General features: G+C 70.6%; 19 protein-coding genes and 2 pseudogenes. 13 read left to right on the top strand and 8 right to left on the bottom strand.

The features are described from left to right. The first annotated feature begins 170 nt into the window (after positions 1–170). Positions 171–2,333 carry a M36 family metallopeptidase gene (locus tag ACN28I_RS25995; RefSeq protein ID WP_420944630.1) on the top strand — a complete coding sequence of 721 codons (2,163 nt, stop codon included), beginning with the start codon at positions 171–173 and terminating at the stop codon, positions 2,331–2,333. Between the two features lie 60 nt (positions 2,334–2,393). On the opposite strand, the gene ACN28I_RS25990 is transcribed toward ACN28I_RS25995, so the two are convergent. Then, positions 2,394–3,200 (bottom strand): alpha/beta hydrolase family protein, encoded by an 807-nt coding sequence (locus tag ACN28I_RS25990; protein ID WP_420944629.1) that lies wholly within the window; start codon positions 3,198–3,200, stop codon positions 2,394–2,396. Between the two features lie 389 nt (positions 3,201–3,589). On the opposite strand from ACN28I_RS25990, the gene ACN28I_RS25985 reads away from it, so the two are divergent. Beyond that, complete coding sequence (locus ACN28I_RS25985; RefSeq protein ID WP_420944628.1) at positions 3,590–5,515, top strand: M20/M25/M40 family metallo-hydrolase; 1,926 nt, start codon at positions 3,590–3,592, stop codon at positions 5,513–5,515. A gap of 119 nt (positions 5,516–5,634) precedes the next feature. Here ACN28I_RS25985 and cglB read toward each other — a convergent pair whose 3' ends face one another. After that, positions 5,635–6,693 carry an adventurous gliding motility lipoprotein CglB gene (cglB, locus tag ACN28I_RS25980; RefSeq protein WP_420944627.1) on the bottom strand — a complete coding sequence of 353 codons (1,059 nt, stop codon included), beginning with the start codon at positions 6,691–6,693 and terminating at the stop codon, positions 5,635–5,637. Positions 6,694–6,833: 140 nt separating this feature from the next. Here cglB and ACN28I_RS25975 point away from each other — a divergent pair, with 140 nt between their 5' ends. Next, complete coding sequence (locus tag ACN28I_RS25975) at positions 6,834–8,423, top strand: glucose-6-phosphate isomerase (protein WP_420944626.1); 1,590 nt, start codon at positions 6,834–6,836, stop codon at positions 8,421–8,423. A gap of 35 nt (positions 8,424–8,458) precedes the next feature. Here ACN28I_RS25975 and ACN28I_RS25970 read toward each other — a convergent pair whose 3' ends face one another. After that, positions 8,459–9,940, bottom strand: coding sequence for a DUF2252 domain-containing protein (locus ACN28I_RS25970; protein WP_420944625.1), 1,482 nt, complete (start codon positions 9,938–9,940; stop codon positions 8,459–8,461). Positions 9,941–10,101: 161 nt separating this feature from the next. Here ACN28I_RS25970 and ACN28I_RS25965 point away from each other — a divergent pair. From ACN28I_RS25965 to ACN28I_RS25955, 3 genes and pseudogenes are all read left to right on the top strand, one after another. Continuing rightward, positions 10,102–10,317: pseudogene (locus ACN28I_RS25965) on the top strand (NAD(P)-binding domain-containing protein); the annotation flags it as partial. 70 nt (positions 10,318–10,387) lie between these two features. Beyond that, the gene (locus ACN28I_RS25960; RefSeq protein ID WP_420948894.1) at positions 10,388–10,897 is read left to right on the top strand and encodes an NADPH-dependent F420 reductase; all 510 of its coding nucleotides are present in this window, start codon (positions 10,388–10,390) and stop codon (positions 10,895–10,897) included. Between the two features lie 25 nt (positions 10,898–10,922). After that, a complete protein-coding gene (locus tag ACN28I_RS25955) occupies positions 10,923–11,327 on the top strand; it encodes a response regulator (RefSeq protein WP_420944624.1) in 405 nt (134 codons plus the stop codon). A 42-nt stretch (positions 11,328–11,369) separates the two neighbouring features. Here ACN28I_RS25955 and ACN28I_RS25950 read toward each other — a convergent pair whose 3' ends face one another. Further along, complete coding sequence (locus ACN28I_RS25950; protein WP_420944623.1) at positions 11,370–12,716, bottom strand: haloacid dehalogenase-like hydrolase; 1,347 nt, start codon at positions 12,714–12,716, stop codon at positions 11,370–11,372. A 180-nt stretch (positions 12,717–12,896) separates the two neighbouring features. Between ACN28I_RS25950 and ACN28I_RS25945 the strand changes: the two genes are divergently transcribed. The 6 genes from ACN28I_RS25945 to ACN28I_RS25920 all read left to right on the top strand — a co-directional run bounded on the left by ACN28I_RS25945 (position 12,897) and on the right by ACN28I_RS25920 (position 19,670). Then, positions 12,897–15,005 (top strand): dipeptidyl-peptidase 3 family protein, encoded by a 2,109-nt coding sequence (locus ACN28I_RS25945; RefSeq protein ID WP_420944622.1) that lies wholly within the window; start codon positions 12,897–12,899, stop codon positions 15,003–15,005. 74 nt (positions 15,006–15,079) lie between these two features. Further along, complete coding sequence (locus tag ACN28I_RS25940) at positions 15,080–15,298, top strand: hypothetical protein (protein WP_420944621.1); 219 nt, start codon at positions 15,080–15,082, stop codon at positions 15,296–15,298. Between the two features lie 497 nt (positions 15,299–15,795). Next, positions 15,796–16,278: a hypothetical protein gene (locus ACN28I_RS25935; RefSeq protein WP_420944620.1), complete on the top strand. Its 483-nt coding sequence runs from the start codon at positions 15,796–15,798 to the stop codon at positions 16,276–16,278. A 159-nt stretch (positions 16,279–16,437) separates the two neighbouring features. Further along, positions 16,438–17,829, top strand: a complete 1,392-nt coding sequence (locus tag ACN28I_RS25930) for a hypothetical protein (protein ID WP_420944619.1) — start codon at positions 16,438–16,440, stop codon at positions 17,827–17,829. A 127-nt stretch (positions 17,830–17,956) separates the two neighbouring features. After that, on the top strand, positions 17,957–18,778 hold the full coding sequence (locus tag ACN28I_RS25925; protein WP_420944618.1) for a putative Ig domain-containing protein: 822 nt from the start codon (positions 17,957–17,959) through the stop codon (positions 18,776–18,778). Further along, positions 18,702–19,670: a CotH kinase family protein gene (locus ACN28I_RS25920; RefSeq protein ID WP_420948716.1), complete on the top strand. Its 969-nt coding sequence runs from the start codon at positions 18,702–18,704 to the stop codon at positions 19,668–19,670. Before ACN28I_RS25925 ends, ACN28I_RS25920 begins: the two co-directional genes overlap by 77 nt. 3 nt (positions 19,671–19,673) lie before the next feature. Here ACN28I_RS25920 and gloA read toward each other — a convergent pair. Together gloA and ACN28I_RS25910 are read right to left on the bottom strand one after the other, a co-directional pair. Further along, positions 19,674–20,064 (bottom strand): annotated as a pseudogene (gloA, locus tag ACN28I_RS25915) (lactoylglutathione lyase). A 5-nt stretch (positions 20,065–20,069) separates the two neighbouring features. Beyond that, complete coding sequence (locus ACN28I_RS25910) at positions 20,070–20,801, bottom strand: hypothetical protein (protein ID WP_420944617.1); 732 nt, start codon at positions 20,799–20,801, stop codon at positions 20,070–20,072. A gap of 107 nt (positions 20,802–20,908) precedes the next feature. Here ACN28I_RS25910 and ACN28I_RS25905 point away from each other — a divergent pair, with 107 nt between their 5' ends. Next, positions 20,909–21,406 carry a RebB family R body protein gene (locus ACN28I_RS25905; protein ID WP_420944616.1) on the top strand — a complete coding sequence of 166 codons (498 nt, stop codon included), beginning with the start codon at positions 20,909–20,911 and terminating at the stop codon, positions 21,404–21,406. Positions 21,407–21,427: 21 nt separating this feature from the next. On the opposite strand, the gene ACN28I_RS25900 is transcribed toward ACN28I_RS25905, so the two are convergent. Both ACN28I_RS25900 and ACN28I_RS25895 read right to left on the bottom strand, forming a co-directional pair. Continuing rightward, positions 21,428–23,098 carry a hypothetical protein gene (locus ACN28I_RS25900; RefSeq protein WP_420944615.1) on the bottom strand — a complete coding sequence of 557 codons (1,671 nt, stop codon included), beginning with the start codon at positions 23,096–23,098 and terminating at the stop codon, positions 21,428–21,430. A gap of 120 nt (positions 23,099–23,218) precedes the next feature. Then, complete coding sequence (locus ACN28I_RS25895) at positions 23,219–25,765, bottom strand: VIT domain-containing protein (protein ID WP_420944614.1); 2,547 nt, start codon at positions 25,763–25,765, stop codon at positions 23,219–23,221. Between the last annotated feature and the right edge of the window lie 138 nt (positions 25,766–25,903).

Here is a 25,903-nt window from a genome sequence, read left to right as displayed (position 1 = left end):
CCGGTGGAGGCGATGAGGGGCGGGACCCGGCCCGCCGCCGGGAGCCATTCCAGGCTGGCGGGAAAAGTTCCAGATTGACGCAATGCGGCTTTATCTCAGTTTCCAAGTTTCGTATAAATCTCCTTGGTGTTCCAACCTTTGGTCCACACCGTGCTCACCGGGAGAGGGAAATGCGTCTTCGCAAGGCAGTGATTGGACTCGTGACGTTTTCAAGTGTGGCGAGCGCCGCACCCGCGTCGGGTGACGAGCTCGCGGAGGCGCGTGCGCGGGTGTACCGCTCGGAGCGGGCCCTCACGGCGCCTTCGCGCTCCGGGGCGAGCGCGATCGCCGCCGGCTTCCTGCGCTCGCGCGGTGCGTCCGAGGCGACCGTCGGCGCCCTGCGGGGGACCGAGGCGCGCCAGGGTGACATCACCCACGTGCGCTTCGAGCAGTACGTGGGCGGCCTTCGCGTGCACGGCGCCTACGCCAAGGCGGCGGTGAACGGCCAGGGCGAGCTCATCCACTTCATCGACGCCACGGCGGCCGCGGGCTCGGTGGCCTCGGCGCGCGTGTCCGAGTCCGATGCGCTCGGCACCGCGCTGCGCCACCTCTACCCCGAGCTGCGCAACACGCAGCCCGCGGAGCAGTCGCGCGAGGGCAACACCGTCTCCTTCGCGGGTGACGCCTTCTTCCACCGCAACCCGACGGCCGAGCGCGTCGCCTACACGGCGGCGAACGGGGCGCTGCGGACGGGCTTCCTGGTGGAGACCTGGACCGCGAAGAGCAACCAGCTCACGCACACCCTGGTCAGCGGCGAGGGCCGGGTCCTCTCCACCGAGTCGCGCACCAACCAGGACCGGTACAACGTCTTCACGAACGATCCGATGAAGACCCCGCAGGCCATCGTGACCGGCGCGGGCTCGGGCAACGCGCAGTCGCCGCTCGGGTGGCTCAACACCTCCGGCCTCACCACGCGGCTGATCTCCGGCAACAACGTCCGCGCCTACCTGGATGTGGACGCCAACAACGCCCCGGACTCGGGGGGCACCGCGGTGACGAACGGGGACTTCCTCGCCGTGGCGGACCTGACGCAGGCGCCCACCACCCACGCCAACCGCGACGTGTCCGTGCAGAACCTGTTCTATCTGAACAACGTCATCCACGACACGCTCTACCGCTACGGCTTCAACGAGGCGGCGCTGAACTTCCAGGAGAACAACTTCGGCAAGGGCGGCGCGGGCAGTGACTCCGTGGACGCCGAGGCGCAGGACGGCAGCGGCACCGACAACGCGAACTTCTCCACGCCGGCCGACGGCTCGAACCCGCGCATGCAGATGTACCTGTGGACGGGCGTGGGCACCCACCAGGTCAACGTGCAGCTTCCGACGTCCATCGCCGGCAACTTCGTGGCGCAGGGCGACGGGGAGTTCGGTCCGGCGCTCACCACCACCGGCGTCACCGGTGACATCGTGCTCGTCAACGATGGCGTGGGCACCACCAGCGACGCCTGCGAGGCCCTTCCGGCCGGCTCGCTCACCGGGAAGATCGCGCTGCTCGACCGCGGCGTTTGCGGCTTCTCGGTGAAGGTGAAGAACGCGCAGCTCGCGGGAGCCAAGGGGGCGATCGTCGCCAACAACCAGGGCGATGGCGTGATGACGATGGGCGGCGCGGACACCACCATCACCATCCCGTCCGTCTTCGTCGGCCAGACGACGGGCGCGACGCTGCGCGCGGTCACCGGCGTGTACGGCACCATCCGCAAGTCGCCGTCGGCGCCGCTGCAGCGGGACTCGTCGGTGGACTCCGACGTCGTCTACCACGAGTACGGGCACGGCCTGACCTGGCGCATGATCGGCTCGATGAGCGGCCCCATCTCGGGTGCCATCGGCGAGGGCATGAGCGACGTGCTGGCGGTGATCCTCAACGACAACGACCGCGTCGGTGAGTACTCGGCCTCGAGCGACCTGGGCATCCGCAGCGCGCCGTACACCCACTACCCGCGCACCTACGGCGACGTGGCCGGCACCGGCGTCCACTTCGATGGCGAGGTGTACGGGGCGATTGGCTGGCAGCTCTGGCTCAACTTCCAGGCCGCGGGTGTGTCCAAGGACACGCTGCTGACGTACCTGGTGGACGGCATGAACTACACGCCGGCCGGGCCGTACTACGAGCACATGCGCGATGGCATCCTCCAGTCGGTGGCCAACGCCGGCAATGCGCACCGCTGCCTGGTGTGGGATGCGTTCGCGAAGTACGGCGTCGGCGTCGGCGCGCAGGCGACCCTCAAGCGCGTGAAGGGCGTGACGCAGCCGTCCGTCACCGAGTCCTTCGTCAAGCCGTCGGATTGCCCGTAAGGCCCGGCGTGAGTTGAAGACCCCAGCGGGTGCCCGGAGGACGGGCACCCGCGAGGGGCTTCACAGCAGCGAGGCCACCGCCTCGACGACCTGGGGCCACTCCTTCGCGCGCGGGTCGATGACCTCGAAGTGCTGCGCGCCCGGCAGGCTCACGAGCTTCACGCTGTCCCCGAGCTTCATGGCGCGCGCGTGGTACTCGGTGCTCAGGGTGAGCGGGACGATGGTGTCCTCGGCCCCGTGCACCAGCACCTGCTTCACCCCGAGCGGCAGCCGCGCCGCGGGAGAGGCGAGCTCGTAGCGCTCGGGCACCTGCGCCGGTGTGCCGCCGAGCAGCGACTCGACGATGCCGTCCCCCAGGCGAAGCTGGAAGGCGCGCTCCAGGTCCACCACCCCCGCCAGGGACACCGCGCCCTTCGGGACGAAGGGCTTCTCGGTGTACAGCGGCTGTCCCGGCTTCAGCCGCCCGCGCCCCGCGAGCCACAGCGCCAGGTGTCCTCCGGCCGAGTGCCCCAGGAGGACCACGCGCTCGAGGTTCAACGGGTAGCGCGTCGCCAGCGTGCGCAGGTAGTCCGTGCCGCGAGCCACGTCCTCGAAGGTGCCCGTCCAGCCGCCGTCCGCGTGGCCCACGCGCCGGTACTCGAGGCTCCAGGTGGCATGACCCCGCTTCGTGAGGTCCGCGCACAGGTGGCCCACGTGCTCCAGGTCGTACCTCGCCCGCCAGAAGCCGCCGTGCACCATCACCACCACCGGGTGCGGACCCTCGCCGCGCGGCAGGCGCAGGTCACCGAACTGGTGGGTGAGCTCTCCGTACGGAATCCGCGCGTCGGCGGGCGGAGCGGGCGTCTCGAGCATCCAGGGCTGGCTCATGGGGGCGATGATGGGACGGCCCCGGCACGCGTATCAAGCCAGGGGGCCTCACAGCCCGGATTGTCCGAACTCCAGGAATTTGTTAGAAAGGCTCCGCGTTCACCGGGCTCCCTCCTGGAGGACACGCGGGGTCGAAGGCGACCCCTGCGCCTCCGGAAGTGATTGAAACGAGGACAGGGGACGCCAGCACGGACTCTCCCGTCATTTCGCGCCCTTGGTCCCGGTTGTGTCACGACTCGATACAGAACGCCCCGGGCCCGTGGCAGGTCCATGCTCCACTCCGCGCGCCCGGTCAGCAGGGCCTGGGTGGAGTTACGCGCCTTTGTGGAATGGCACGCTTCGTGGAGCTTTCACGGGGAAATACCCGTGTCGAGGAGAAGTGTATGGGAATGAGGACGTCTGGTTCTGTTGCGGTGTGGCTCGCGTTGGCCACGCCCGCGTTCGCCGAGGCCCCCCCGAAGCAGAAGGAGGTGTGGATCACCATCGGCACGGACGCGCTGGAGCCGGCGCGTGCCTCGTTCAAGGAGAAGGGCCTGGTGCTGCCCGCGCCGGCGCTGGAGAAGGGCGGCGTGGCGGTGCTGCGCGTGCCCGAGTCGCGGCTCGAGACGCTGTCCGAGGCGATGCACGACAAGCTCAACCGGTGCGCGGGCTTCATCGCCCATGACTCCGAGGCGCAGGCGCGCCTGGCCGTGGAGGGCGCCAGCTCCCCGCAGTCCCTGGCGTCGCTGGTGGGCTACTCGCTCAACAACAGCGCCTCCGTGAACGTGATGCTGGGCGGGGTGCAGGAGCTCAACATCCGCAACACCATCAACTCGCTGTCCACCAACTGGACGTCCCGCCGCTACAACGTGCAGTCGGGCACCGACGCGGCCACGTGGTTGAAGAACCAGTGGACCACCATCGCCAACGGGCGCACGGACGTCTCGGTGGCGTTCTTCACGCACTCCAGCACCGTGTCCCCGCAGCCGTCCGTCATCGCCACCATCACCGGCACCACGCACCCCAATGAGGTGGTGGTGATCGGCGGCCACCTGGACTCCATCAACGGCAGCAGCTCCACCGCGGCGGCACCGGGCGCCGATGACGACGCCTCGGGCGTGGCCTCGCTCACCGAGGCCTTCCGGGTGGCCATGGCCCATGGCTACAAGCCGGCGCGCACGGTGAAGTTCATGGCCTATGCCGCCGAGGAGGTGGGCCTGAAGGGCTCGGCCGACATCGCCGCCTGGCACGTGACCAACGGCGTGAACGTGGTGGGCGTGCTGCAGCTCGACATGACGAACTACAAGGGCTCCAGCTACGACTTCGCGATGGTGACGGACAACACCAACGCGGCGCAGAACTCCTTCGTCACCAGCCTCATCTCCACGTACCAGCCGGGGATGACGTTCACCAACATCACGTGCGGCTACGGCTGCTCGGATCACGCCTCGTGGCACGCCCGGGGCTTCCCCGCGTCGATGCCCTTCGAGGCGACGATGAACACGTCCAACCCGCAGATCCACACCACGGGCGACACGTTGACCTTCATGGGCGGCACGGCGAGCAACTCGGTGAAGTTCTCCAAGCTGGCGGTGTCCTTCCTGGGCGAGCTGGCCAAGGGCGCCACCACCGGCAACACCCCGCCGCCGGTGGACGAGGTCACCCCGCCGCCCCCGCCCTGCACGCCGGTGACGCTCTCCAACGGCGTGACGGTGTCCGGCATCTCCGTGGGCGCGGGCCAGTGGAGCTGCTCCTACACCCTGGCGGTGCCCTCGGGCGCCAGCAACCTGACGTTCGACCTGAGCGGCGGCACGGGTGACGCCGACATGTTCGTGAAGTTCGGCGCCGAGCCCACCAGCTCCTCCTATGACTGCCGTCCGTACAAGTCCGGCAACGTGGAGACCTGCACCTTCGCCACCCCGAGCGCCGGCACGTACCACGTGAAGCTCAACGGCTACTCGGCCGCGTCGGGCATGTCGCTCAAGGGCGCGTACAGCACCGGGGGTGGTGGCGGCGGCGGTGGCACGCTGACCAACGGGGTGGAGTCGGCGCAGTACTCGGGCGCCAGGGGCGCGTGGACCTGCAATACGCTCGTGGTTCCGACAGGGAAGACGAGCCTGGTCTTCAACCAGACGGGCAAGACCGGCACCACGGGCGACGCGGACCTGTACGTGAAGCTCGGCTCCGCTCCGACCACCAGCTCCTACAACTGCCGTCCGTACCTCGGCGGCAGCACCGAGAGCTGCACCATCAGCAACCCGGGCGCCGGTACCTGGTATGCCTGCTCGTACGGCTACAGCGCGTTCACCAACGTGACGATGAAGGGCACCTACTAAGCCAGGAGGGGGAGGTTCCGGCCGCGAGGGGGAGCAACTGGTCCGATTGTTGGACCAGTTGGTACGCCGCGCGGCCGGAAGGCGCCCCGTGCGTTCCCGCTGGAGCACCCCTGGCGGCCTCACCGGGGGATGACGATGCGGACCTCGACCCGCGCGGGGTGGGCGGGCGAGGAGCCCTGGACCCGGGCACACAGCGAGCCCAGCAGCTCCACACCCACCTTGTCCCTCAACCGCCACGTGTCCTCACCGGCGCTGAAGCCCTCCCCGTTCACCAGGACCCGGGCCAGCCCCGGCGACGGGGGGAACTGGTCCGGGGCGAGCTCGATGAGGCACGGGTCTCCCTCGAAGCGCGCGCTGATCTGCCGCAGCGCGTGGGCGAACTCGTCCTGGTTGGCCGCCTGGTAGTAGCGGCGCTGGCACAGCCCGGCGCCCATGTCGCAGGCGTCCCCCGTGTCGCAGTCGGCGTTCGTCTGGCACTTGCGCGCGAAGCCGTCGGCCTCGGCCATGGCGTTGAGGACCAGCGGCCCCTGGCCCGAGGCCGTCTCCGCGCCGAAGCCGATGACGATCGTCTGGATGTCCCGGCCCCGCAGGCTCTTCACCGCGCTCACCGAGCCGTCCTGATCCAGGCAGCCCAGCCGCTCGAAGTTGCCGCTGCACTCCGTCAGCGTGCAGCGGCACGCCAGCGAGGAGCCGGACGCGGCATGGTTCTCGTTGCAGTTGGGCAGGCCGTCGGTGAGCAGCAGGACGAAGTCACCGCGCTCCTCCGTCTGGAGCTGCGGCAGGCTGCCCACGTACTGGAGGCTCGAGCCCGTGGGCGTGCCTCCCGTGGGCCCGCCCCGCGTGTGGTTGGGAATCTTGCGCAGCTCCGCGTTGACGGCCGAGGCCTGGGCCCGCAGGGCGCCGGGGTCGTCATCGCCGGGCAGGTCCAGCGTGAGCGACTCCGAGCCGCCGCACTGCTCGCCCAGGACGAGCTGCTTGCCGGGATAGAGGGCGAGGCCCATCCACGCGAAGGCGCCGCTGGTGCTCAGGAATGAGTCCATGGCGCCCTGGAGGGCGCTCCAGCGCGTGGGGCAGCCGGCGGGACACCCCTCGCCGCGGCAGAGCACTCCCGAGGTGGGAGAGCGGCAGAGGGGGTTGGACGGGTTCATCGGCTCGAGCATCGAGCCCGAGGTGTCCACCAGCCTCAACGCTCGGGCGGCCCGGGTGTTCAGTGTCAGGCCCCGGGCGTGGCCTGCATCAAACCCATTCCCCCCTACGGGGGCATGGCGGTAGGAACGGGCGGAACGAAACCAGGGCTTCGACTCCGAGGGGAGCTGTGATGACCGAGCGCCAACTGTGGGAGCGCTACAAGAAGTATCTGTGCGTGGTGGAATCCGTCGGGCTGACGCTCGACGTGTCGCGGATGAACTTCGCCGACGACTTCCTCGAGCGGATGCGCGGCCCCCTGGAGAAGGCCTTCGACGCGATGGCCGCGCTGGAGAAGGGCGCCATCGCCAATCCGGACGAGAAGCGGATGGTGGGCCACTACTGGCTGCGCGCCCCCGAGCTGGCTCCCGAGCCGGGCCTCACGAAGGAGATTCGAGACACGGTGGCCGCCGTGCGCGCCTTCGCGGATGACGTGCACGCCGGCCGGGTGAAGCCTCCGAAGGCGGACCGGTTCACCCGGGTGCTGCTGGTGGGCATCGGCGGCTCGGCGCTGGGGCCGCAGCTCGTGGCGGACGCGCTCGGCAACGCGGCGGACCGGATGCAGGTGTTCTTCTTCGACAACACCGACCCGGATGGGATGGACCGCGTGCTGGCGCAGCTCGGGGACAGGCTCTCCGAGACGCTCACGGTGGTCATCAGCAAGTCGGGCGGTACGAAGGAGACGCGCAACGGCATGGTGGAGGCCGAGCGCGCGTACCAGCAGAAGGGCCTGGACTTCGGCAAGCACGCGGTGGCGGTGACGGGCGAGGGCAGCGAGCTGGACCGCTATGCGAAGAAGGGTACCTGGCTGCGGACCTTCCCCATGTGGGACTGGGTTGGCGGGCGCACCTCGGTGCTGTCGGCGGTAGGCTTGCTGCCGGCGCGGCTGCAGGGGCTGGACATCGACGGGATGCTGGCGGGCGCTCGGGACATGGACGCGGCGACGCGCGAGCGCGACGTGCTGCGCAACCCGGCCGCGCTGATGGCGCTCATGTGGTTCCACGGGAGCAACGGGCGTGGCGAGAAGGACCTGGTCATCCTCCCGTACAAGGACCGGCTGCTGCTGCTCTCCCGCTACCTCCAGCAACTGGTGATGGAGTCGCTGGGCAAGGAGAAGGACCTGGACGGCAAGGTGGTGAACCAGGGCCTCGCCGTCTATGGCAACAAGGGCTCCACGGACCAGCACGCGTACGTGCAGCAGCTCCGCGAGGGCGTGAGCAACTTCTTCGCCACCTTCGTGGAGGTGCTGAAGGACCGCGAGGGGACGTCCATGCGCGTGGAGGAGGACATCACCAGCGGCGACTACCTGCTGGGCTTCTTCCTGGGCACGCGGCGGGCGCTCTTCGAGAAGGGCCGCGAGTCGATGACGCTCACGGTGCCGGACGTGAGCGCGCGGACGCTGGGCTCCCTCATCGCGCTCTACGAGCGGGCGGTGGGCCTGTATGCCTCGTTGGTGAACATCAACGCGTACCACCAGCCGGGCGTGGAGGCGGGGAAGAAGGCGGCGGGCGTGGTGCTGGAGCTGCAGCGCAAGGTGCTGGCGAAGCTGCGCGGGGACAAGGCCAGGGGCCACACCGCGGAGGAGCTGGCCGCGGCGGTGGGCTCGCCGGACGAGGTGGAGACGGTGTTCAAGGTGCTGGAGCACCTGTCCGCCAACGCGGACCAGGGGGTGAAGCGCGAGCCGGGCGCCAACCGTTTCGACACGCGCTTCCGGGCGGGCTGAAAGCGGTAGGCGAAGGGCCCGGGAGCCACGGTGCGTCAGTGCACGTGTCCCGGGTCCGCCTCGCGGACGTGGGCCTCGAGGAAACGCGCGGAGTCCTCGTCCATCTGGTCCGCGTAGCTGACGGCGAAGTCGGCCACGGCCTCGTCGAAGCAGGGGCCGTTGCCGAGGTAGCCGGCGATGGTGGCCGCATCCCCGGTGCGCGCGTGCGCCCGGGCCAGCGTGGCGCCACAGGCGTCCGCGTAGTCCAGGAACGCGCCCGCCGTCATCTTCTCCACGTCCAGCGAGCCCTTCATGTCGCGAAGCTGCCGGACGTAGAAGGCCCCCATCCCCTCCACCTCCGTCCACCCGAGGAACAGGTCCGAGAAGGCCTGCAGCCTCCGCTGGCCCACCACCACGCGCTCCCCCGCGTTCCGCGTGCCGCTCGGCCCCAGGTAGGGCTCGAGCACCGAGGCCTGGGCCTCCTTCACCTGGAGCACCAGCGGATCCTCCGCGCCGTTACCCTGGCACAGCACCACGTAGGCCTGCATCCCCACGCTCCCCACGCCCACCACCTTGAAGCCCCACTCCAGCCGCTTGTAGCGCAGGCATAGGTCGCGCACCGCCCCGTCCAGGGAGGCCAGGTAGCCCGCCGTCAGTTGCTTCATCCGGCGGTGCAGCTCCCCCCGGGAGATGCCCATCTTCACCGCCGACAGCGGGAAGAGCAGGGGCGGTTGGTACGCGAGGTGGCGCCGCCCGCCGTGCTCCTCGGTGAGCTTCTCCATGGCGTGGGCACTGGTGTGGCGGCGGGCCTTCTCCGCGGCCTCGGTGGCCACCGGAGCCGTGCGCCGCGAGGAGTGCACCAGCTCCGTCACGTCCACGCGCAGCGACCACACCTCCAGCAGCCCCGCCGCCGCCAGTTGCCGCATCATCCGCCGGTAGGCCCTCACGGCCCAGCGCGCCGCCTTCCTCGCACAACCCGGGCCGAACCCGTTGCACCTCGCCGCCACCACGCAGCTCGCCGCCAGGCGCTTCACGTCCCATTCGAAGGGCCCGGGCAGCGTCTCGTCGAAGTCGTTCAGGTCGAAGATGAGGTGGCGCTCCGGCGTGGCGAACAGGCCGAAGTTGGCCAGGTGCGCGTCCCCGCTCAACTGACAGCGCAAGCCACTCACCGGCGTGTGGGCCAGGTCTCCCGCCATCACGAAGGGCGTGCCGCGCAGGAAGGCGAAGCTCGACTCGGCCATCCGCCCGTGGCGCACCGGCACCAGCCAGGGCAGCCGCGTGGCGTCCGATTGCCGGAGCTGCGCGAGCGGCTCGCGCCCCCGGTAGGGCCGCCACAAGGCATGGGCACTCCGGGGACAGCGTTTGCGCAGGGCCCGTCCCGCCGCCATGCGCTCGTCGATGCTCCGGGAGTCGGGCTTCGGCAGCCGGGAGGGCGAACGCGTCCGGGGCGTCCGGCGCACCCGCTGCTGGGGCTCGGCCGAGACCAGGGGAACCTTCGCGGCCTCCAGGTCTCCCGCCTCTGTGTCCTCCCGTCCCATGCGCCTCGCGCTCCCTGACAGGCAACGGTGTGGCGGGAGGGGCACACACGGAAGTCCCCTTGTGTGGCGTTGCACGCCTGCCCGCCTGTTCCAGGAGCACTCTTCTGGCGTTGTCCTCCTTCTTCCCTAGAAGATGCAGGCGAACGGCCCAGGAGAGTCACATGGCAACCCTTGGATTCATTGGCGCGGGACACATCGGCAGCACCCTGGCGAAGCTCGCGATCGCCGCCGGGTACGACGTGGTGCTGAGCAACTCACGCGGCCCGGAGTCGCTCGCCAGTCTCATCGCCGAGCTCGGTCCGAAGGCCCGGGCCGCGACGCCCCGCGAGGCCGCCGAGGCGGGGGACCTCGTCGTCGTCACCGTCCCGATGAAGGCCTACAAGTCCGTCCCCGTCGAGCCGCTCGTGGGCAAGCTCGTCATCGACACCAACAACTACTACCCCGGGCGTGACGGCCGGATGGCCGAGCCTCGACGCGGAGACGACCACCAGCAGCGAGTTGCTGCAGGCGCACCTGCCCGGCTCCAAGGTGGTCAAGGCCTTCAACGTCATCTACTTCAAGCACCTCGAGGAGCATGCGCAGCCCGCCGGCTCGAACAACCGCCGTGCGCTGCCCATCGCGGGCAACGACGCCCAGGCCAAGAAGACCGTGGCCGGGTTGATCGACACGTTCGGCTTCGACGTCATCGACACCGGCCCGCTCTCCGAGGGCTGGCGTTTCCAGCCGGATCTCCCGGCCTACTACCATCGCCACAATGCCGAGGAAGCTCAAGGAGGCGCTCGGCAAGGCCCGGCGCTACGCCGAGCTCAAGCAGCGCGACTGAGCCGCCCGTGCGGGAGCGGACTTCCGGGCCTCGGTTGGTGCACAGGCACACTCCCGCACTGTTCAGTCCCCGTCGTCACACGGACTCTTGGAAACCGGGAGTGGCGGCGCGGTGCGAAACACGGAATGGATTGAATCCAGGCAAGTCCAGGGGGTCCTCGTGAAGCACACCGTTCTGCTCGTGGAAGACAGCCACACCATCCGCCACATCCTCAAAATCTACCTGCTCAAGCTCGACCTGGACTTCCTCGACGCGAGCGGGGCCGAGCAGGGATTGCGGTTGCTGGAGACGCACCCCGTGGACCTGGTGATCGCCGACGTGAACATGCCCGGCGGAATGGATGGGCTGGAGTTCGTGCGCCGGGCGCGTGCGAGCGAGCGGGAGCAGGTGCGCCGGGTGCCCATCGTGCTGCTCACCGGCGGCAAGGCGCCGGATCTCGAGGACCGGGGCCTGCTGGCCGGGGCCTCCGAGTTCGTGCGCAAGCCCGTCTCCATCGATGCGCTCGGGGCCGTGGTGCGCCGGCACCTCCCCGGGGCGGAGAGCGTGGAGCACCTCGTCGCCTGAGCGCCCTCTCCCCTTGGGAGAGGGTTGGGGTGAGGGCCTTGCTCAGGGCAGCGCGTAGACGCTGTCCGCGTGGTCCTGGGAGAAGCGGTTGCCCAGCTCATCGGTGATGGGCTGTCCGGCGGCGTCCAGGGCGGTGGTGCACGGGTAGCTGGCCGTCTGCTGGGCGCGAGGCTGGACGAACATGGGCTGCACCAGCCACGTGCCCTGGTGGTTCGCGTAGGCGTTGCACATGAGCTGCACCTTGTTGCGGTTGATGGCCAGCTTGAGGTGTGTCGCGTCCTGCACGAAGGCGAGGTCCGTGTCCGAGTCCCCGGCCGCGAAGACCTGGCGCGCGTGCGCGTCCGTCTGGCGCGTGAGCTGCCGCTCCGCGGGCTGGCGGAAGATGAGCTTGTTGATCCAGCAGCGCTTGCCCTGGTCATAGGTGATGAGCGTGTCCTCGCCATCGGCCACGGTGCCGCAGCCCTGGAAGTGGGCCGTCACGCGGCCCTGGGCGTCCGTCAGGGTCCGGATGCCAATCACCCGGTTGGGTTTGATGCCGGTGAGCTCCTCGGAGACGGCGTCGATGACGAACTGGGGCGAGGCGGTGGCGATCCAGACGTCGAAGCCGTTGTCCTGCAGCGTCTCGATGAGGTCCACCATCTCCTCGTACACCTGGACGTGGTAGGCGAGCCCCGTGGTGGTGCCCACCGTCTGGGTGGAGCCCGGCGGGTTGAAGGCGTTCTCCGCGTAGGCCGAGCGGGCGAAGGCGCGGAGCTCCTCGGGGGTGTAGCCGGCCTGGAGCTGCGCCACCCAGGCATAGGAGGTGTTGAGCGTCAGGGTGACGGGGTTGTTCCAGGCGGCCTGGCCCGCGCGCGTCAGGCCCCGGTTGTAGATGCTGACGAGCTCGTCCGCGCAGCCGGGGGAGTCGAGCGTCTGGAGGGGCTCGCCCGGGGGGGCGGCGGTGTCACACGCGGCGTTGAGGGCCGCGCGGGCCTCCAGGGTGAGGTGGCGGCTGGTGGTGCTCCAGTCCTTGTCCGCGGGCTGGCGCACCTTGTCGTGCTTGAGCATCCAGAAGAAGGTGGCGTCACCCAGGTCGTTCTTCACCACGGTGTTGTCCCAGTCGAACACGGCCACGGGGCGGTTCTTCGGGTCGAACGTGGGGCTGGCGAGGCCCAGCGAGGAGATCATCCCGTTGATGCGGGTGCGGTTCTCCGGGAGCCAGCGGCCGACCTTGTCGTCCAGGAGGCGCACCGGGGTGGGGACGCCGTCCTTGCCCGGGGTGCCCTGGGGACCGGCGGCGCCCTCGGGGCCCTGGGGGCCCGGGCAGGCGAGGACACCACTGGCGAGGCATCCGGCCAGGGCGAGGGTGGAGAGGCGGATACCTGCGCGGCTTCGAAGGGACGACGGCATGGGACGGCTCCTGTTGCTGGCGGGCCGCGGGCGGAGGCATGGCCTCGAGGCCCCCCCGGGCCCTCGGCGAACGGATCATAGAAGAGTCCCCCGGGCTCCGGGAGTACCGGCCGCTGCTGGTGATGGATGTCCCCGGGTGGTAACCCCGTGCTGCCCCGCTGATCGTTTCTTGGAGCCCCCATGAAAGCCCTCTTCCTGGCCGTGGCACTGGCCGCCACTCCGCGGCCCGCCCCGTCCCCGGTTCCGAGCACGCCTCCCACCGAGGCCGCCGCACGGCCCTTCCTCGTGGAGCGGCTCGGCCATGACGCCATCGTCCGCATGTACGCGCCGGGCGTGCCCGCGCTCTCCCGGGAGGAGAAGCGGGTGGCCTGGTACCTCTCGCTCGCGGCGCACGCGGGCGAGGAGATCGCCTATGACCAGCTCGGCTGGGACACGGTGGCCCTCAAGCGGCTGCTGGAGGGCGTGTACCTCTTCGGCCGCGAGGGCCATGCGGAGCCCGGCTCCTTCGACGCGAAGCTCGCGGACTACCTGGCGCGCTTCTACGGCCAGACGGGCAACCATGATCAGACGACGGGCCAGAAGTTCGTCCCCGCCTTCACCCCGGCCGAGCTGGAGGCCGCGGCGGTGCGGGCGCTGAAGGCCGGGGCTCCCCTGGGTGTGAAGGACGAGGCGGCGCTGAAGACGTGGCTGGGAGGGCTGAAGCCCTCGCTCTTCGACGTGGGCTTCGAGCCGCAGCTCACCTCGAAGGCGCCCCCGCCGGGGCAGGACATCCTCACGGCCTCGGCGAACACGGCGTATGGCCGGGGCGTGACGCTGAAGGACCTGGAGGGCTTCCCGGAGAAGAATCCGCTCAACTCGCGCGTGGTGAAGGTGGACGGGAAGCTGGTGGAGCAGGTGTTCCGCGCCGGTACGCCGGATGGGAAGGTGCCGCGCGGGCTGTACGCGGCGGAGCTCTCGCGCGTGAGTGCCCACCTGCGCGAGGCGGCGAAGTCCGCGCCGAAGGACCAGAAGGCCGCGCTCGAGAAGCTGGTGCGCTACTTCGAGACGGGGGACCTGAAGGACTGGGACGCGTACAACATCGCCTGGCTGAAGGCGAACCCCAGGGTGGATGCCAACATCGGCTTCATCGAGACGTACGTGGACGCGCGGGGCCAGAAGGGCCATTGGGAGGCGCTCATCAACTACCGCGACGCGCGGGAGAACCGGGTGATGGAGCTCATCGCTCGCCGGGCGCAGGAGTTCGAGAACCGGATGCCCTGGCCGGACGCCTACAAGCGCAAGAAGGTGGCGCCGCCGGTGGCCAAGGCCATCAACCTGGTGACGAGCCACCCGGGGCCGCCCGCCGGCATCAACCTGCCCAACGAGCAGCACATCCGAGAGAAGTACGGCAGCAAGAGCGTGCTGGTGAGCAACGTGATGGAGGCCGCCGCGGCGATGAAGCGGCTGCCGCTGGCCATCGAGTTCTCCCGCACGCCCGAGGAGGCGGCGAGGGCGCGCCAGTACTCCGTCACCGCGCGCAAGTGGCTGGTGGCGTTCCACGAGGTGCTGGGACACGCCTCGGGGCAGGTGGACCCGAAGCTGGAGGGCGGCCCCTCACGCTACCTGAAGGAGTACGACAACACGCTGGAGGAGGCGCGGGCGGACCTGGTGGCGCTCTGGCACGCGTTCGACCCGTCCCTGGCCAGTCTGTCGCCGGAGCACGGGCGCATCGCCGAGCAGATGTACCGGGACTACCTGGTGGAGGAGCTCACCAACCTCAATCAGGTGCCGGAGGGAGACGCGTTCGAGGAAGACCACCAGCGAGGCCACCACATGACGGTGAACTTCCTGTTGGAGAAGGGCGTGGTGAAGCAGGTGACGGAGGGGGGCCGCACGTCCTGGGTGGTGGAGGACTACGGGAAGATGCGCGCGGCGGTGGGCGAGCTGCTCTCGAAGCTGATGGTCATCAAGGCCACGGGCGACTACGAGGGCATCCGGAAGCTGGTGCGGGAGAAGGGCATCCGTTTCGACCCGAAGCTGCGCGACGAGGTGGTGGCGCGCGTGCGGGCGGTGGAGGTGCCGGCGGACATCCTGCTCATCTCACCGAAGCTGGTGCCCGTGGTGGATGGGAAGGGGCGGGTGGTGGACGTGAAGGTGCGGCATGACCAGGGCTTCATCGAGCAGCACCTGGAGCGCGGCGTGCTGGGCAGGCTCACCCCGGCCGAGGCCACGCGGGTGGCGGTGCGGCTCGCGGCCACCCCGGAGGCGCTCGCGGAGGAGTACCGGAAGCTCCCTCCGCCGGGAATGTGATCCCCGGACGCAACTTCCGGCGGGGGGGACCGATAATCCTCCCCGTCCAGTCCCGCATCCCGAGGTCACGAAGCATGAGCGTCAACGGACTCCCCGAGAGCGTCTCCACCGCGTTGTCCAAGCTGTCCAAGGCGCAGCAGGACGTCCTGGCCTCGGCTCCGGACGAGATGAAGCCCTTCCTCGAGGCGCAGATGAAGATGCAGAAGGAGCAGGAGCTCGGGGAGTGGATCACCAAGATGATGAAGGGGGGCCACGAGAAGGCGATGAGTATCCTGCGCAACATTGGTGGGTGAGCCGGCCTCACCCCCTGGACTCCCACGGGAACGGCGGTAGTTTCCTCCGTCGAGGAAACCGCCCATGCCCTTCTCCGTCTGGTTGACGTCGCACCGCCGCATCGAGGACGTCCGCTCCGGTGCTCCGGACCAGCTCACCCTCGACAACCTGCGTGCCAGCCTGGAGCTGCTCGCGCGCTCGCGCCCCACGCAGGTGGCGCAACGGCCCGATGGCTCCATCTGGGTGTTCCGCGCGGGAGAGGCGCCAGCGCTGGCCCCCCTGTTGTTGGCGGGCGTGCGGCCGAACAACGGCCCCCAGCTGGGCACCATCCAGCTCTCGGTGAGCGTCGCCAGCCCCTTCTTCATGGCCAACCTGTTCGAGCTGCTCTCCTTCGCGGCCCGCGTCAACGCGGAGCTGGGACTGCGTGCTTTCGAGGGGGTGCACGGCCGCGAGGTGACGGCGGAGTCCCTGGGCCCGCTCACCGATTCCCAGGGCGCGTATGCGCGGGAGCTGGCGCTTGCCTGGCGGCAGAACCGCGAGCAGCTCCATCCCAACCTCCGCATGCCCCTCGAGCTTCCCCGCGGGCCAGCAGGACGACGGCCCCCACCTGCTCGCGTTGGTGCTCGAGCACCCGAAGCTGCCACCGCTGGCGCAGGTGCTGGCGGATCCGCCGGAAGGCCAGGGCCTGGAGGTCCGGGGCACGCAAGCCGTCTGGTTCGACAAGGCCACCCAGCAACCGGTGACGTGGTTCTTCGTCAATCCCCAGCAGCAGCTCCTCATCTGGCCCCAGTGGGGAGAGGCCCCCTTCGCGCGGACGGCGCACACCACCTTCGATGCGGCCGTGCGGCTGCGGGCGCGCGCCGGAGGACGGGTCCTCTGGAACGGAGGGCCCGTCACCCCGGAGCGGACCGCCTGGTTGCAGCGCTACCCGGAGCTGCTCGGCGTCGAGCTCCTCCAGCTCGTCACGCACAACTGGGAGCCCGCCACCGTCCGGGTGTAGCGCCGCTCCTCCTCACACGAGATGTCGGCCTGGCGCCCACCCGCGAAAGCGCGGGGGGCAGATCCAACCGGCGGCCCCTCCCTCAAACAGAGGCAGAGCGCCCCTTCCGGAGCCGGGCCGGATGGCCGGAGGTGGCGCCTTGTGCGTGAGGAGACGACCTTGAAGACGACGACGCTTCGCAACCTCTGGGCCGCGGTGGTGGTGCTGGGACTGGGCACGGGGTGCGGCAACACGGTGCAGGTGAAGGGCCGGGTGACGGACGGCGAGGGCACGCAGCCGCAGGCGGTGCTGGCGGGCGCGGCGCCCCTGGGGGGCTCGGGCACGGTGGCGGCGGCGACGCAGGTGCGCGCCAGCACGGTGGGGACGGATGGCAGGCTGACGGTGGTGGCCGAGGGCAAGCTGGAGGCCCAGGGGCGCTACACGCTGGAGGTGCCCGCGGGTGAGGAGCGCCTGGTGCTGGAGGCGGTGGACGCCTCGGGCCAGGTGGTGGCCTCGGCGCTGCTCGAGGCGGCCGCCGAGGGCAAGGCCGCGGTGGCGCCGCCCATGGACTCGGAGACCTCGCTGGAGGCCCAGGTCTTCCTGCGGATGATGGTGGACAAGCCGCAGGCGGAGACGGTGGACATGGTGGACGTGCGCGCCCGCATCAACGCCCACATGGCGGCGGCGGCGCGGCAGGGCGCCTCCACCGAGGAGGCCTTCCGCTCGCGCGTGAAGGCGCTGGCGGACGCGGCGCGCGCGGCGCAGCAGGCGGAGCTGGAGATGTACGCCGAGGCGGGTGTGCAAACGAGCCAGACGGCGCTCTTCGAGCAGGAGCTGGCGGCGGCGGCGGCGTTGAACGTGGCGCTGGAGGCGGGCGGCTCGGTGGAGCAGGCCTACGACACTTTCCACGCGGAGCTGCGCGCGGCGGCCGAGCGGGTGGGCGCGAAGGTGGAGGAGCAGGCGCAGAGCGAGCGCGCGGCGAGCGCTTCCTTCCGGGCCACGGTGAAGGCGCGGCTGTCGGCGGAGGACGCGCAGCCGCTGGTGGACGCGACGCTGCGGGCCTCGGCGGGGATGGAGGCGCGGGCCTCGGGGGCGGCGCTGTCGGCCATCCTCTCGGCGGCCAACGCGGCCGATGACGTGAAGCAGCAGGCGGCCACGGCGAGCACCACGCTGCGCACCCAGGTGCGCGCGTCCACGAGCGCGGCGATGGCGGCCAGTGCCTTCTCCAACTTCGAGGCGGGCGTGGCGGGGAGCACCAACGTGCAGGCCTCGGTGCTGGGCCGCTACCTCGGGGTGAATGCGTCGAACCAGCTCGTGGTGAGCGCGGCGCTGACGGCGACCCTGACGGCGGCGGCGACGCTGAACACCACGCTGGACGCGGCGGTCTCCTCGGCGGTGTCGGCGAACGCGGTGGATGTCTCGATGCTGGCCACGAAGACGGCGGCGGCCTACCAGGCCTACGCGGCGGCGGTGCGGACGCAGGCCAGCGTGCTGGCCGTGTTCGGCACCAAGGCGGCGCCCGCGGCGGAGCTGCTGGTGGTGGCCGAGGGCTCCTTCCAGCTCGGCCAGTAGCCTCGGGCGAAGCAGGCCGGCCCCAGGAGAGCAGGGAGGCAGCCGAGGGGCCGCTGTCCCAGCTCCCGTCCGGGTACACCTCCCGTAACGGAATGATTACTTCTCCCCCCACGGCGGGGAGGGGGACATGGGGGGCAGAGGCTGGTGGGGCCGGTGCGCGCTGGTGCTGGTGGCGTGTCTCGGAGTGGTGGGCTGCGAGTCCTCGCGGGACAAGGACAGCCCGCTCGAAACGGGAGTGGACACGGTCTCTCCCGGGGGGCCGGGCTCACCGGTGCCCTCGGACGGAACACCGCCCGCTCCACCGCCCGCCGACCCGGGACCTCCGGCCTCACCGGACGCGGGTACACCGGGGCCGGATGCGGGCACCCCGCCCCCGAAGCCCACCGTCTGCGCGCCCACGGGAGACGGTCCGCACTGGCTCCAGGAAGGCGAGCCGCTGACGGTGACGTTCCGCTGTGGCACCGGTTACACGGCGACGGGGCTGCGCTTCAGCGTGTCGCCCCTGCCGGCCGGGGCGAGCGTGGACGAGGCGAGCGGCACCTTCCGGTGGACGCCGGGCAAGGCCCAGGCGGACGTGTGGCTGCTCACCGTCACCGAGCACAGCACCGGCGAGACGGGCGTGGTGAAGGTGGGCGTGGCCGACAACTGGCTGGCCCCGGGCAACGTGCGCGAGGTCAACCCCGTCACGTACACCGAGGAGTACGGGCTGCCCGTGCTCCACCTCTCTTTCGAGGGCACGCTCACGGCGGGTGGCTACCGTCCGGTGCAGCTCGTCTACCGCGGGCATCGCTACACCGCCGAGGCCAAGTACCGCGGCGCCACCTCCAGCATCTTCCCCAAGCGCAACTACACCTTCAAATTCGACAAGGAGGATCCGTTCAACGAGCCGGAGGCTCGCGGGAGGCTTCACCGGCCGGCGCAAACTGGTCCTCATCACCAGCTTCAATGACAACTCGTACCTGCGGCCGAGGCTCGCCTTCGAGCTGTGGAACCGGATGTCGCCGGACCACGTGCAGGTGAAGACGTACAGCGCGGTGCTCTACGTGAACGGGCGCTTCTGGGGCCTCTTCACCGTGGCGGACCACGTGGACGAGCACCTGATGGAGCGGCACGGCCTCTCCGACGACGGAGACCTCTTCAAGGCGGTGGAGGCGGACGCGAACTTCTCGCGGCAGACCAAGGATGGCGCGCCCAAGCAGCCCCTGTCGCTGGGTTTCGAGAAGAAGGAAGGCAAGCCCAAGGACGGGTGGGTGGGCGCCTATGACACGCTCGATGCGCTCATCCACTTCATCGCGGACTCGGACCGGGAGACCTTCCGCACGCAGTGGGACTCGCGGCTGAACACGCGGGACTACGAGGACTGGTGGATCTTCAATACGGCCATCCTCGGCACGGACTCGGGCGCGAAGAACGCCTACCACTACTACGATCCCGTGACGCGGGCGCCCTGGCGCTTCATTCCGTGGGACTTGGATGCGAGCTTCGGCCAGAACTGGGACACGCGCCGGAGCGCGTCCACGGCCCTGCTGGACTTCTCCGGGGGCAACCGCCTCTTCGCCCGCATGCTGGAGGAGCCCTCCATCGCCGGGCCCATGCGCGAGCGCTACCGCTCGATGCTGCGCGGCCCGCTGGCGAAGGCGGAGGTGCTGAAGCTCATCGACGGCTACGCCCGGGAAATCCACCCCGTGGCCCTGCGGGACGAGGCGCGCTGGCTCCAGCAGTACCGCACCTTCGAGCGCTGGAGCGACCGCACCGACTTCACCACCCACGAGCAGGAGGTGGAGTACCTCCGGCAGTGGGTGGACGAGCGGTGGAACCTGCTGGAGCGGCGGCTGCCGTAGGGCTCACTGGGTGCCCTGTTGGATGAGCTCCACCCGGTAGCCGTCCGGGTCCTCGACGAAGGCGATGACGGTGGTGCCGTGCTTCATGGGGCCCGGCTCGCGCACCACCTTGCCGCCGGCCTTGCGGATGGCGTCGCAGGTGCCGTGGATGTCCGTCACCCCGAGGGCGATGTGGCCGTAGGCATTGCCCAGCTCGTACTTGGAGGTGTCCCAGTTGTGGGTGAGCTTCCAGGGCCGGGTGGGTGTCCTCGGGGCCATAACCCACGAAGGCCAGGGTGAACTTGCCATCCGGGTAGTCCTTGCGGCGCAGGAGCTGCATGCCGAGGACGCGGGTGTAGAAGTCGAGCGACTTGTCGAGGTCGCCCACGCGCAGCATGGTGTGGAGGATTCGCATGTGCGTTACATACCCTGGAACGTGCGGGCCCAGGCCTGCAACCGCCGCTGCAGCGCGGTGAGTGTCCAGAGGTCGGCGGGATTGTCCGGCGCCACCGCCGCGAGCGCCCGCTCCACGTGGGGCAGGGCACCGGGCTCACCCCACTCGGAGAGCCGGCGCAGGGCGGACAGCGAGGGGCCCACCTCCAGCGCGGCCAGCAATGTCCGCACCACGCGCGGGCTGCGCTCGCGGCACAGCCGGTCCACCGCCTCGTGCCGCTCCTCGAAGGAGGACTCGGGGTGAAGCAGCACCGCGGAGAGTCCCTGGAACGTCTCCTCCGGCAGCAGCGGTTGGGGCGCCGGGGGCGGCCAGTGCTCGAGCGTGATGCCGGTGGGCCCCGCCGCGCTGCACTCGCGCTTCACCCCGTCCTCACCGAGCAGCTCCAGCAGCCGCCCCGGAGAGGGCGTACCCGCCTCCAGCACCCGCCGGGCCCGTGGGGCGAGCGCGGCCGTGTGCCCGAGCAGGTGGATGCGCAGCACGGACACTTCTTCCTGCGCGCAGGCCTCCTTCTCCACCCGCTTCCACTTCACGAAGACCTTGGCGAGCCCCCGCTCGTGCACGTACCAGCGGTACTCCAGCCACACGGCGCTCAGGCGCTCGTCGAAGCGGGAGTCCTCGGGCTCGTACATCCGGGCGGCGCCCTCCTCCACACCCTGGAAGGAGGTGTCCAGCAGCGCCTGCACATGGCTCAGTCGCATGGGGGCAAGGCGCAGTGTGCCATGAAAGGCTTCTCGACGGCGCCGGGCTGGGGGGCTTTACTCCCGGGGAGGTGGCACTCCGGTGCCCCGCATTCCATTGGAGGAACATGATGGCGGATGGCGACACGGTGATTCTGGCGACGCTCGGCGCGGAGGTGGAGTTGGTGCGGCTGGGGACGGCGGTGGCCGACGTGCTGGCGAAGCTCAACGAGGTCTCCGCGCAGCAGCAGCGGACCATCCTGCAGCTCGTCGTGGATGCGCGCGTGGCCTGTGAGTCCGTGCGGGGCCCGGCGCCCGAGTCGAAGTCCGCCTCCCTTCCCCCCATCGAGCCGGCGCAGTCCGTGCCCCCGGCGGAGCGGGCCTCGGAGTCCATCGCGGCCTCCGCCCACCCCGACGAGGCACGGGCGCGGGCCCTGGCCTCCGTCTACGAGGCGGCGGCGCAGGCGCTCGGCGTGGCCTTCCACAACGCCGTGGCCAACCAGCAGCAGCTCAACACCCTGGGGCAGGCGGCGCTGAGCCAGTCGGCCGTCCTCGTGCTCTCGGCCGGCTCCTCCGGCGAGTCCCAGGGCGCGTCCCACCAGGCCAGCGTCCTCAAGGCGGGCTGAGCCGGACAGGAGGACTCGCCCTCAGCGCCGGGTGATGGCGGCCGGTGCGCTCCAATCCAACTGGGAGAGGCCGCCCTCCGTGCCGAAGAGGACCGTGCCCTCTTCCACCAGCAGGGCGTACACGCGCGGATCTGCGAGTTTCGGCAGCGGGCGCACCGTGCCGCTCAGCGCGTCATAGTGCGCCGCGCCCAGCAGCGTGCCCAGCAGCGCTCCGCCCGGCACCAGGGCCGCGGACACCACGTAGCGGCTCGGCAGGCCCTCCGCCTCGCGCACCCGCGTCCAGCGCTCGCCGTCGAAGTAGCTGAAGCCGTCCTGGCACGTGCCCACCACCGCGCGGCCCTCCGCGTCCGCCGAGAGCGCCGTCACCCAGTTGTCCGTGAGGTGCTTGCCGTCGTGGAAGCGCGTCCACTGCGTGCCGTCCCAGCGCAGCAGGCCCCGGTCCTCGCTCGTCACCCAGAGGTAGCGCCCGGCGCCGTGCGCTCCCGAGACATGGGTGCTCCAGCCCTCGGGCAGGGGCAGCCGCTTCGCCAGCTCGAGCGGCTGGCTCGCCCGCTTCACGAAGGAGGTGCCACGCCCATCCACCAGGGCGACGCCGTCCTCGGTGTCCGGCACCGCCGCCAGCACCGACAGCTTGCCGAGCGCCACCGGGTTGCGGCCTCCGTACGCCATCGGCGTCCACGTCTTCCCGTCGTACAGGCCCAGTCCGGACATCGTGGCCGCGTAGAGGTTGCGTCCGTCGCTCGCCAGGCCCAGCACGTGGTTGCTCGGGAGGTGGGGCGCGCGGAACGTCCGCCACTTCCCGTCGGGCTGCTCCCAGCACACGCCCCTGTCGAAGGTGCCCACCACCCGCCTGCCCTGGTGCCGCGTCAGCGCGGTGATGTGGTTGCCGCAGAGCTGGCCCGTGGGCGTCACCCGCTTCCACTCGCCGCCCTGACGCCGGAAGACGCCCTGGCCGCGCGTGCCCGCCCATGCCACGCCATTCAGTTCGAGGGTGCTCGTTGCGCCCATGGGCAGGGCCCGGGCCTCGCCGGAGCGCTCGCCCCACCACCGCGCCTCGCCCTCGGCGCCGAGCACCCGCGTCCCGCCCTTCGGGTCCTTCGCGTACGCAAGCGGTCCCGTGGGCACGGGCAGCGAGACGAGCCCCTCGGGCCCCAGGGTGAAGGCACCCTCGGTGGTGCCCACGCGCAGCACGCCGCCCGTCTCCTCCAGCATCCGCACCGGCCCCGGCACCGTCCACATGCGCCCCGAGTCCGGCGCCAGCACCCGTCCGTCCGCCGTGCCCAGGTAGCCCTCGGTGAAGGCGGTGTACGTGGGGCCCGCGGGCAGCCGCTCCGAGAGCCAGCCGAGCGCCGCGCGGTAGAGCTCCGCGTTCATTCCTCCCTCCGCCGGCAGGGCGTGCCACTTCGCCCCCACCACCGGCTCCACGCGCCAGCCCTTGTCCACCGCCACCACGCCCTCGTCCGTGGCCGCGAAGAGGGTGTCTCCCGCCACCTCCAGCGCGCGGCAGAAGTGGCTCGGCAGGCCGTCGTCCACCGTCAGCGTGCGCACCGCACGGCCCGCACCGGTGAAGAGCTCCAGGCCTCCCTCGGTGCAGGCCACCACGTGGCCGTTGTACGCGGCGAGGTCATGCACCGTCTCGGTGTTGGTGACGGTGGCGGAGAGCAGGGCGGCGGTCAGCGTGGAGATCAGCATGTCCCCATGCATTGCGAAGCCCGGGCCAGCGGCCAACCCCCTGAAACCGCTCGGTGGCGTCTCCCGCCAGCCTCGGGGGTGTGGCCGGGCATCAGCACCCGGCGGAGGCCGCGGGCGGAGCTACTCCGCGACAGAGAGGGCGACGCGGATCTTCTCGCGGCGCTCGAAGCGGTTGCCCGCCGCGTCCCGGGCCACGAACACCAGCTCGTACTCTCCGGGCGCGGTGTCCGCGGGCACCCCCAGCTCGCGGGTGAAGCGCAGGCCGTCGCGCGTCTCCAGGAGGTGCTGCGCGTCACCGAAGAGCTCGCCGTAGACGCTCACCTCCTTGGTGGCCTCCACCGCGTCCACCTCCAGCCGCAGCGACCGGCCGGGTGACAGCAGCCGCGAGGACAACGTCACCTCGATGTCGTTGCCCTTGGAGTCGAGCCGGTAGCGCACCTCGCGGCGGCGCACCGTGCCGTCCTTCATCTCCACGGCCACCAGCACGTCGTAGTACCCGTCCTCCACCCAGAGCGGCACCAGGAAGCGGCCCCGCCAATAACCCGACACCGTGTCGAAGGTGAGCGGCTTCACCAGGCCGAAGGGGAAGTAGGCCGTCACCCGGCGCGCGTCCCTCGGCGCCACCACGGAGATGATGGGGTCCCCCGGCGGAATCTCCTCGCGGCTCAGCTCGCCGGAGACGGCAGCGTACGAGGTGCCCTCCGGCAGCTCCACCGGCACCAGTTCGCGCACCGTGTCACCGCCGGGCTGCGTGCGCGCCACCTCCTCCACCGCGACGAAGGAGGTGTACTTGCTCATCAGCCCGTACTGGAGCGCCGTGGCGGTGATGGCCTGGACGACCTCGGGCTTTTCGCCGCGGTAGTTCTCCACCGTCAGCTCCTCGATCCGCTGGCGTGCCCAGAGGCTGCGCAGGGACGCGTGCTCCGGCGCGGACGCGGGCAAGGTGAGGGGCACCTCGAAGTGGCGCTCCTGCCCACGCACGCGGCCGGTGATGTGCAGCAGGCCCTGGCCCGTGCCGTGGAACTTGCCGATGAGGAACAGCGGCTGGCCGCTGAAGAGGTCCGGCAGCGTGCGCGGGTAGACGTCCGACACCGGCAGCCCGTCCGTGGCCACGTGCACCGACGTCAGCACCGGGCCGCGGATGCGCGACTCGAACTCACGGGCCACCTCGTCCTCGGGACGCTTCAGGTTGACGAAGGTGGAGGCGCCGCGCCCCACCTCGCCCATCTTCGCGACGAGGTAGCGGTTGACGTCATTGCCCACGCCCACGCTGAAGACGCGCGTCTCCTCGCGCAGGTGCCGCTGGAGGGTGCCGAGCACCTGCTCCTCGTTGCCGATGAAGCCGTCCGTCATGAACAGCACCATGCGCAGGCGGGCCGGGTCGTTGGCGGGCACCATGGCCTCCTGGGCCGCCACGCGCACGTCCGTTCCGCCGCCGCCCCAGAAGTTGGCCACGTAGGGCAGGGCGCGCGTCACGTTCTCCGGCGAGGCCGGCACCGCGGCCGGGGCGAACTTCGTCACCTGCGTGTCGAAGTTGAGCACCTGGAAGGTGTCCTCGGGGTGCAGGTGGCGCAGCACCTTGGCGGTGATGGCCTTGGACTTCTCGATGGGCGGGCCGGACTGCGAGCACGAGGTGTCGAGCACCAGGTACAGCTCGCGCGGCACCACCTCCTCCTGCTTCGGCGCGAGCTGCGGGTTGAGCAGCACGAGGAAGTAGCCCTCGTCGGCGCCGGGCTCGCGGTGCACCAGCACGGCCGGGCGGATGAGCGCGTCGGCCACGCGGTACTCCAGGGTGAAGGTCTTGTTGGGGATGCGGTCATCCGCGGCCAGCTCCACGCGGGCGCGGTGGGAGCCCTCTCGTGCCGCCGTCACGCGGTGCGACGTGGAGCGCAGCTCGTGCATGGGCACGCCCGCGTCCAGACGCACGCTGAGGCGGATGTCGCGGCCGCTGCGCAGCTCGGGAGGCAGCACGGGCGGGGAGATGCGGCTCGCGTCGGGGACGGTGGTGGTGTCCGGCGCGGTGCCCTCGCCCTGGCGGAAGGCCAGGGGCTCGCCGCCGATGTAACGCGGGCCCACCGTCATGGGGAAGTTGAAGCTGTACTTGCCGCCCTCGTAGACGAGCCGCTCCACGTAGTGGATGCGCACGCGGATCTCCTCGCCCGGGAGGATGTTGGCCACCGACTGGGTGAAGAGGTTGGGGCGCTCCTGGTCGAGCAGCGCGGCCGTCTTCCCCTCGGCGCGGGCGTGCTCGTAGGTCTCACGCGCCTGCTCGCGCGTCTGGATGACGCCGCGGATGACGCGCTGGCCGATGACCAGCTCCATGGCGTCCACGGCGGCCTTCTCCGGCAGCGGGAAGACGTAGAGGGCCTCGAGCGGCTCGGCGTAGGGATTCTCGAAGACCTGGGTGACGGTGACGCTGGCGAGGAAGCCACTCACCTCGGCGTCCACCTCGGTGTGCTTCAGGCTGAAGTGCTGGGGCCGGGACTCGGGGCAGCCCTGGGCGGAGGTGTGGTGGCAGAGCCTGGCCACCAGTGTGCCCTGGGTGATGGCCCCGGAGCTCAGGGGCGAGGCGGGAGCGGGGCAGGGCGTCTCCTCGGCGTTCCGCTCCTGGGCGGAGGCGGGGACGGACAGAAGACAGACGATGAGCGCGGCGAGTGCGGCTCGCATGGGTTTCCTCGGACTGGATGGGGACGTGCCGAGGTCATGCAGCCAGCGGGCCAGGGACTGGGGTGCGCCAAGTGCGCGGAAGCACTGGGGCGGGGGCTCGGCGGGCTGTGGCTGTCTGGCCACACCCACCTGAGGCCC

The organism is Archangium gephyra (genome assembly GCF_049060025.1).
Lineage (GTDB): Bacteria > Myxococcota > Myxococcia > Myxococcales > Myxococcaceae > Archangium > Archangium gephyra_A.
Note: the sequence above shows the minus strand (reverse complement) of the source record. Positions and strands in the feature narration are given on the sequence as shown.

What these genes read in the sequence shown, in the direction of transcription:
- ACN28I_RS25950 (WP_420944623.1), bottom strand. Translation starts at nt 12,716, where the DNA reads ATGCCGTCGTCCCTTCGAAGCCGCGCAGGTATCCGCCTCTCCACCCTC.
- ACN28I_RS25995 (WP_420944630.1), top strand. Translation starts at nt 171, where the DNA reads ATGCGTCTTCGCAAGGCAGTGATTGGACTCGTGACGTTTTCAAGTGTG.
- ACN28I_RS25970 (WP_420944625.1), bottom strand. Translation starts at nt 9,940, where the DNA reads ATGGGACGGGAGGACACAGAGGCGGGAGACCTGGAGGCCGCGAAGGTT.
- ACN28I_RS25925 (WP_420944618.1), top strand. Translation starts at nt 17,957, where the DNA reads ATGGGGGGCAGAGGCTGGTGGGGCCGGTGCGCGCTGGTGCTGGTGGCG.
- ACN28I_RS25990 (WP_420944629.1), bottom strand. Translation starts at nt 3,200, where the DNA reads ATGAGCCAGCCCTGGATGCTCGAGACGCCCGCTCCGCCCGCCGACGCG.
- ACN28I_RS25975 (WP_420944626.1), top strand. Translation starts at nt 6,834, where the DNA reads ATGACCGAGCGCCAACTGTGGGAGCGCTACAAGAAGTATCTGTGCGTG.
- ACN28I_RS25940 (WP_420944621.1), top strand. Translation starts at nt 15,080, where the DNA reads ATGAGCGTCAACGGACTCCCCGAGAGCGTCTCCACCGCGTTGTCCAAG.
- ACN28I_RS25945 (WP_420944622.1), top strand. Translation starts at nt 12,897, where the DNA reads ATGAAAGCCCTCTTCCTGGCCGTGGCACTGGCCGCCACTCCGCGGCCC.
- ACN28I_RS25900 (WP_420944615.1), bottom strand. Translation starts at nt 23,098, where the DNA reads ATGCTGATCTCCACGCTGACCGCCGCCCTGCTCTCCGCCACCGTCACC.
- ACN28I_RS25910 (WP_420944617.1), bottom strand. Translation starts at nt 20,801, where the DNA reads ATGCGACTGAGCCATGTGCAGGCGCTGCTGGACACCTCCTTCCAGGGT.
- ACN28I_RS25905 (WP_420944616.1), top strand. Translation starts at nt 20,909, where the DNA reads ATGATGGCGGATGGCGACACGGTGATTCTGGCGACGCTCGGCGCGGAG.
- ACN28I_RS25895 (WP_420944614.1), bottom strand. Translation starts at nt 25,765, where the DNA reads ATGCGAGCCGCACTCGCCGCGCTCATCGTCTGTCTTCTGTCCGTCCCC.
- ACN28I_RS25985 (WP_420944628.1), top strand. Translation starts at nt 3,590, where the DNA reads ATGAGGACGTCTGGTTCTGTTGCGGTGTGGCTCGCGTTGGCCACGCCC.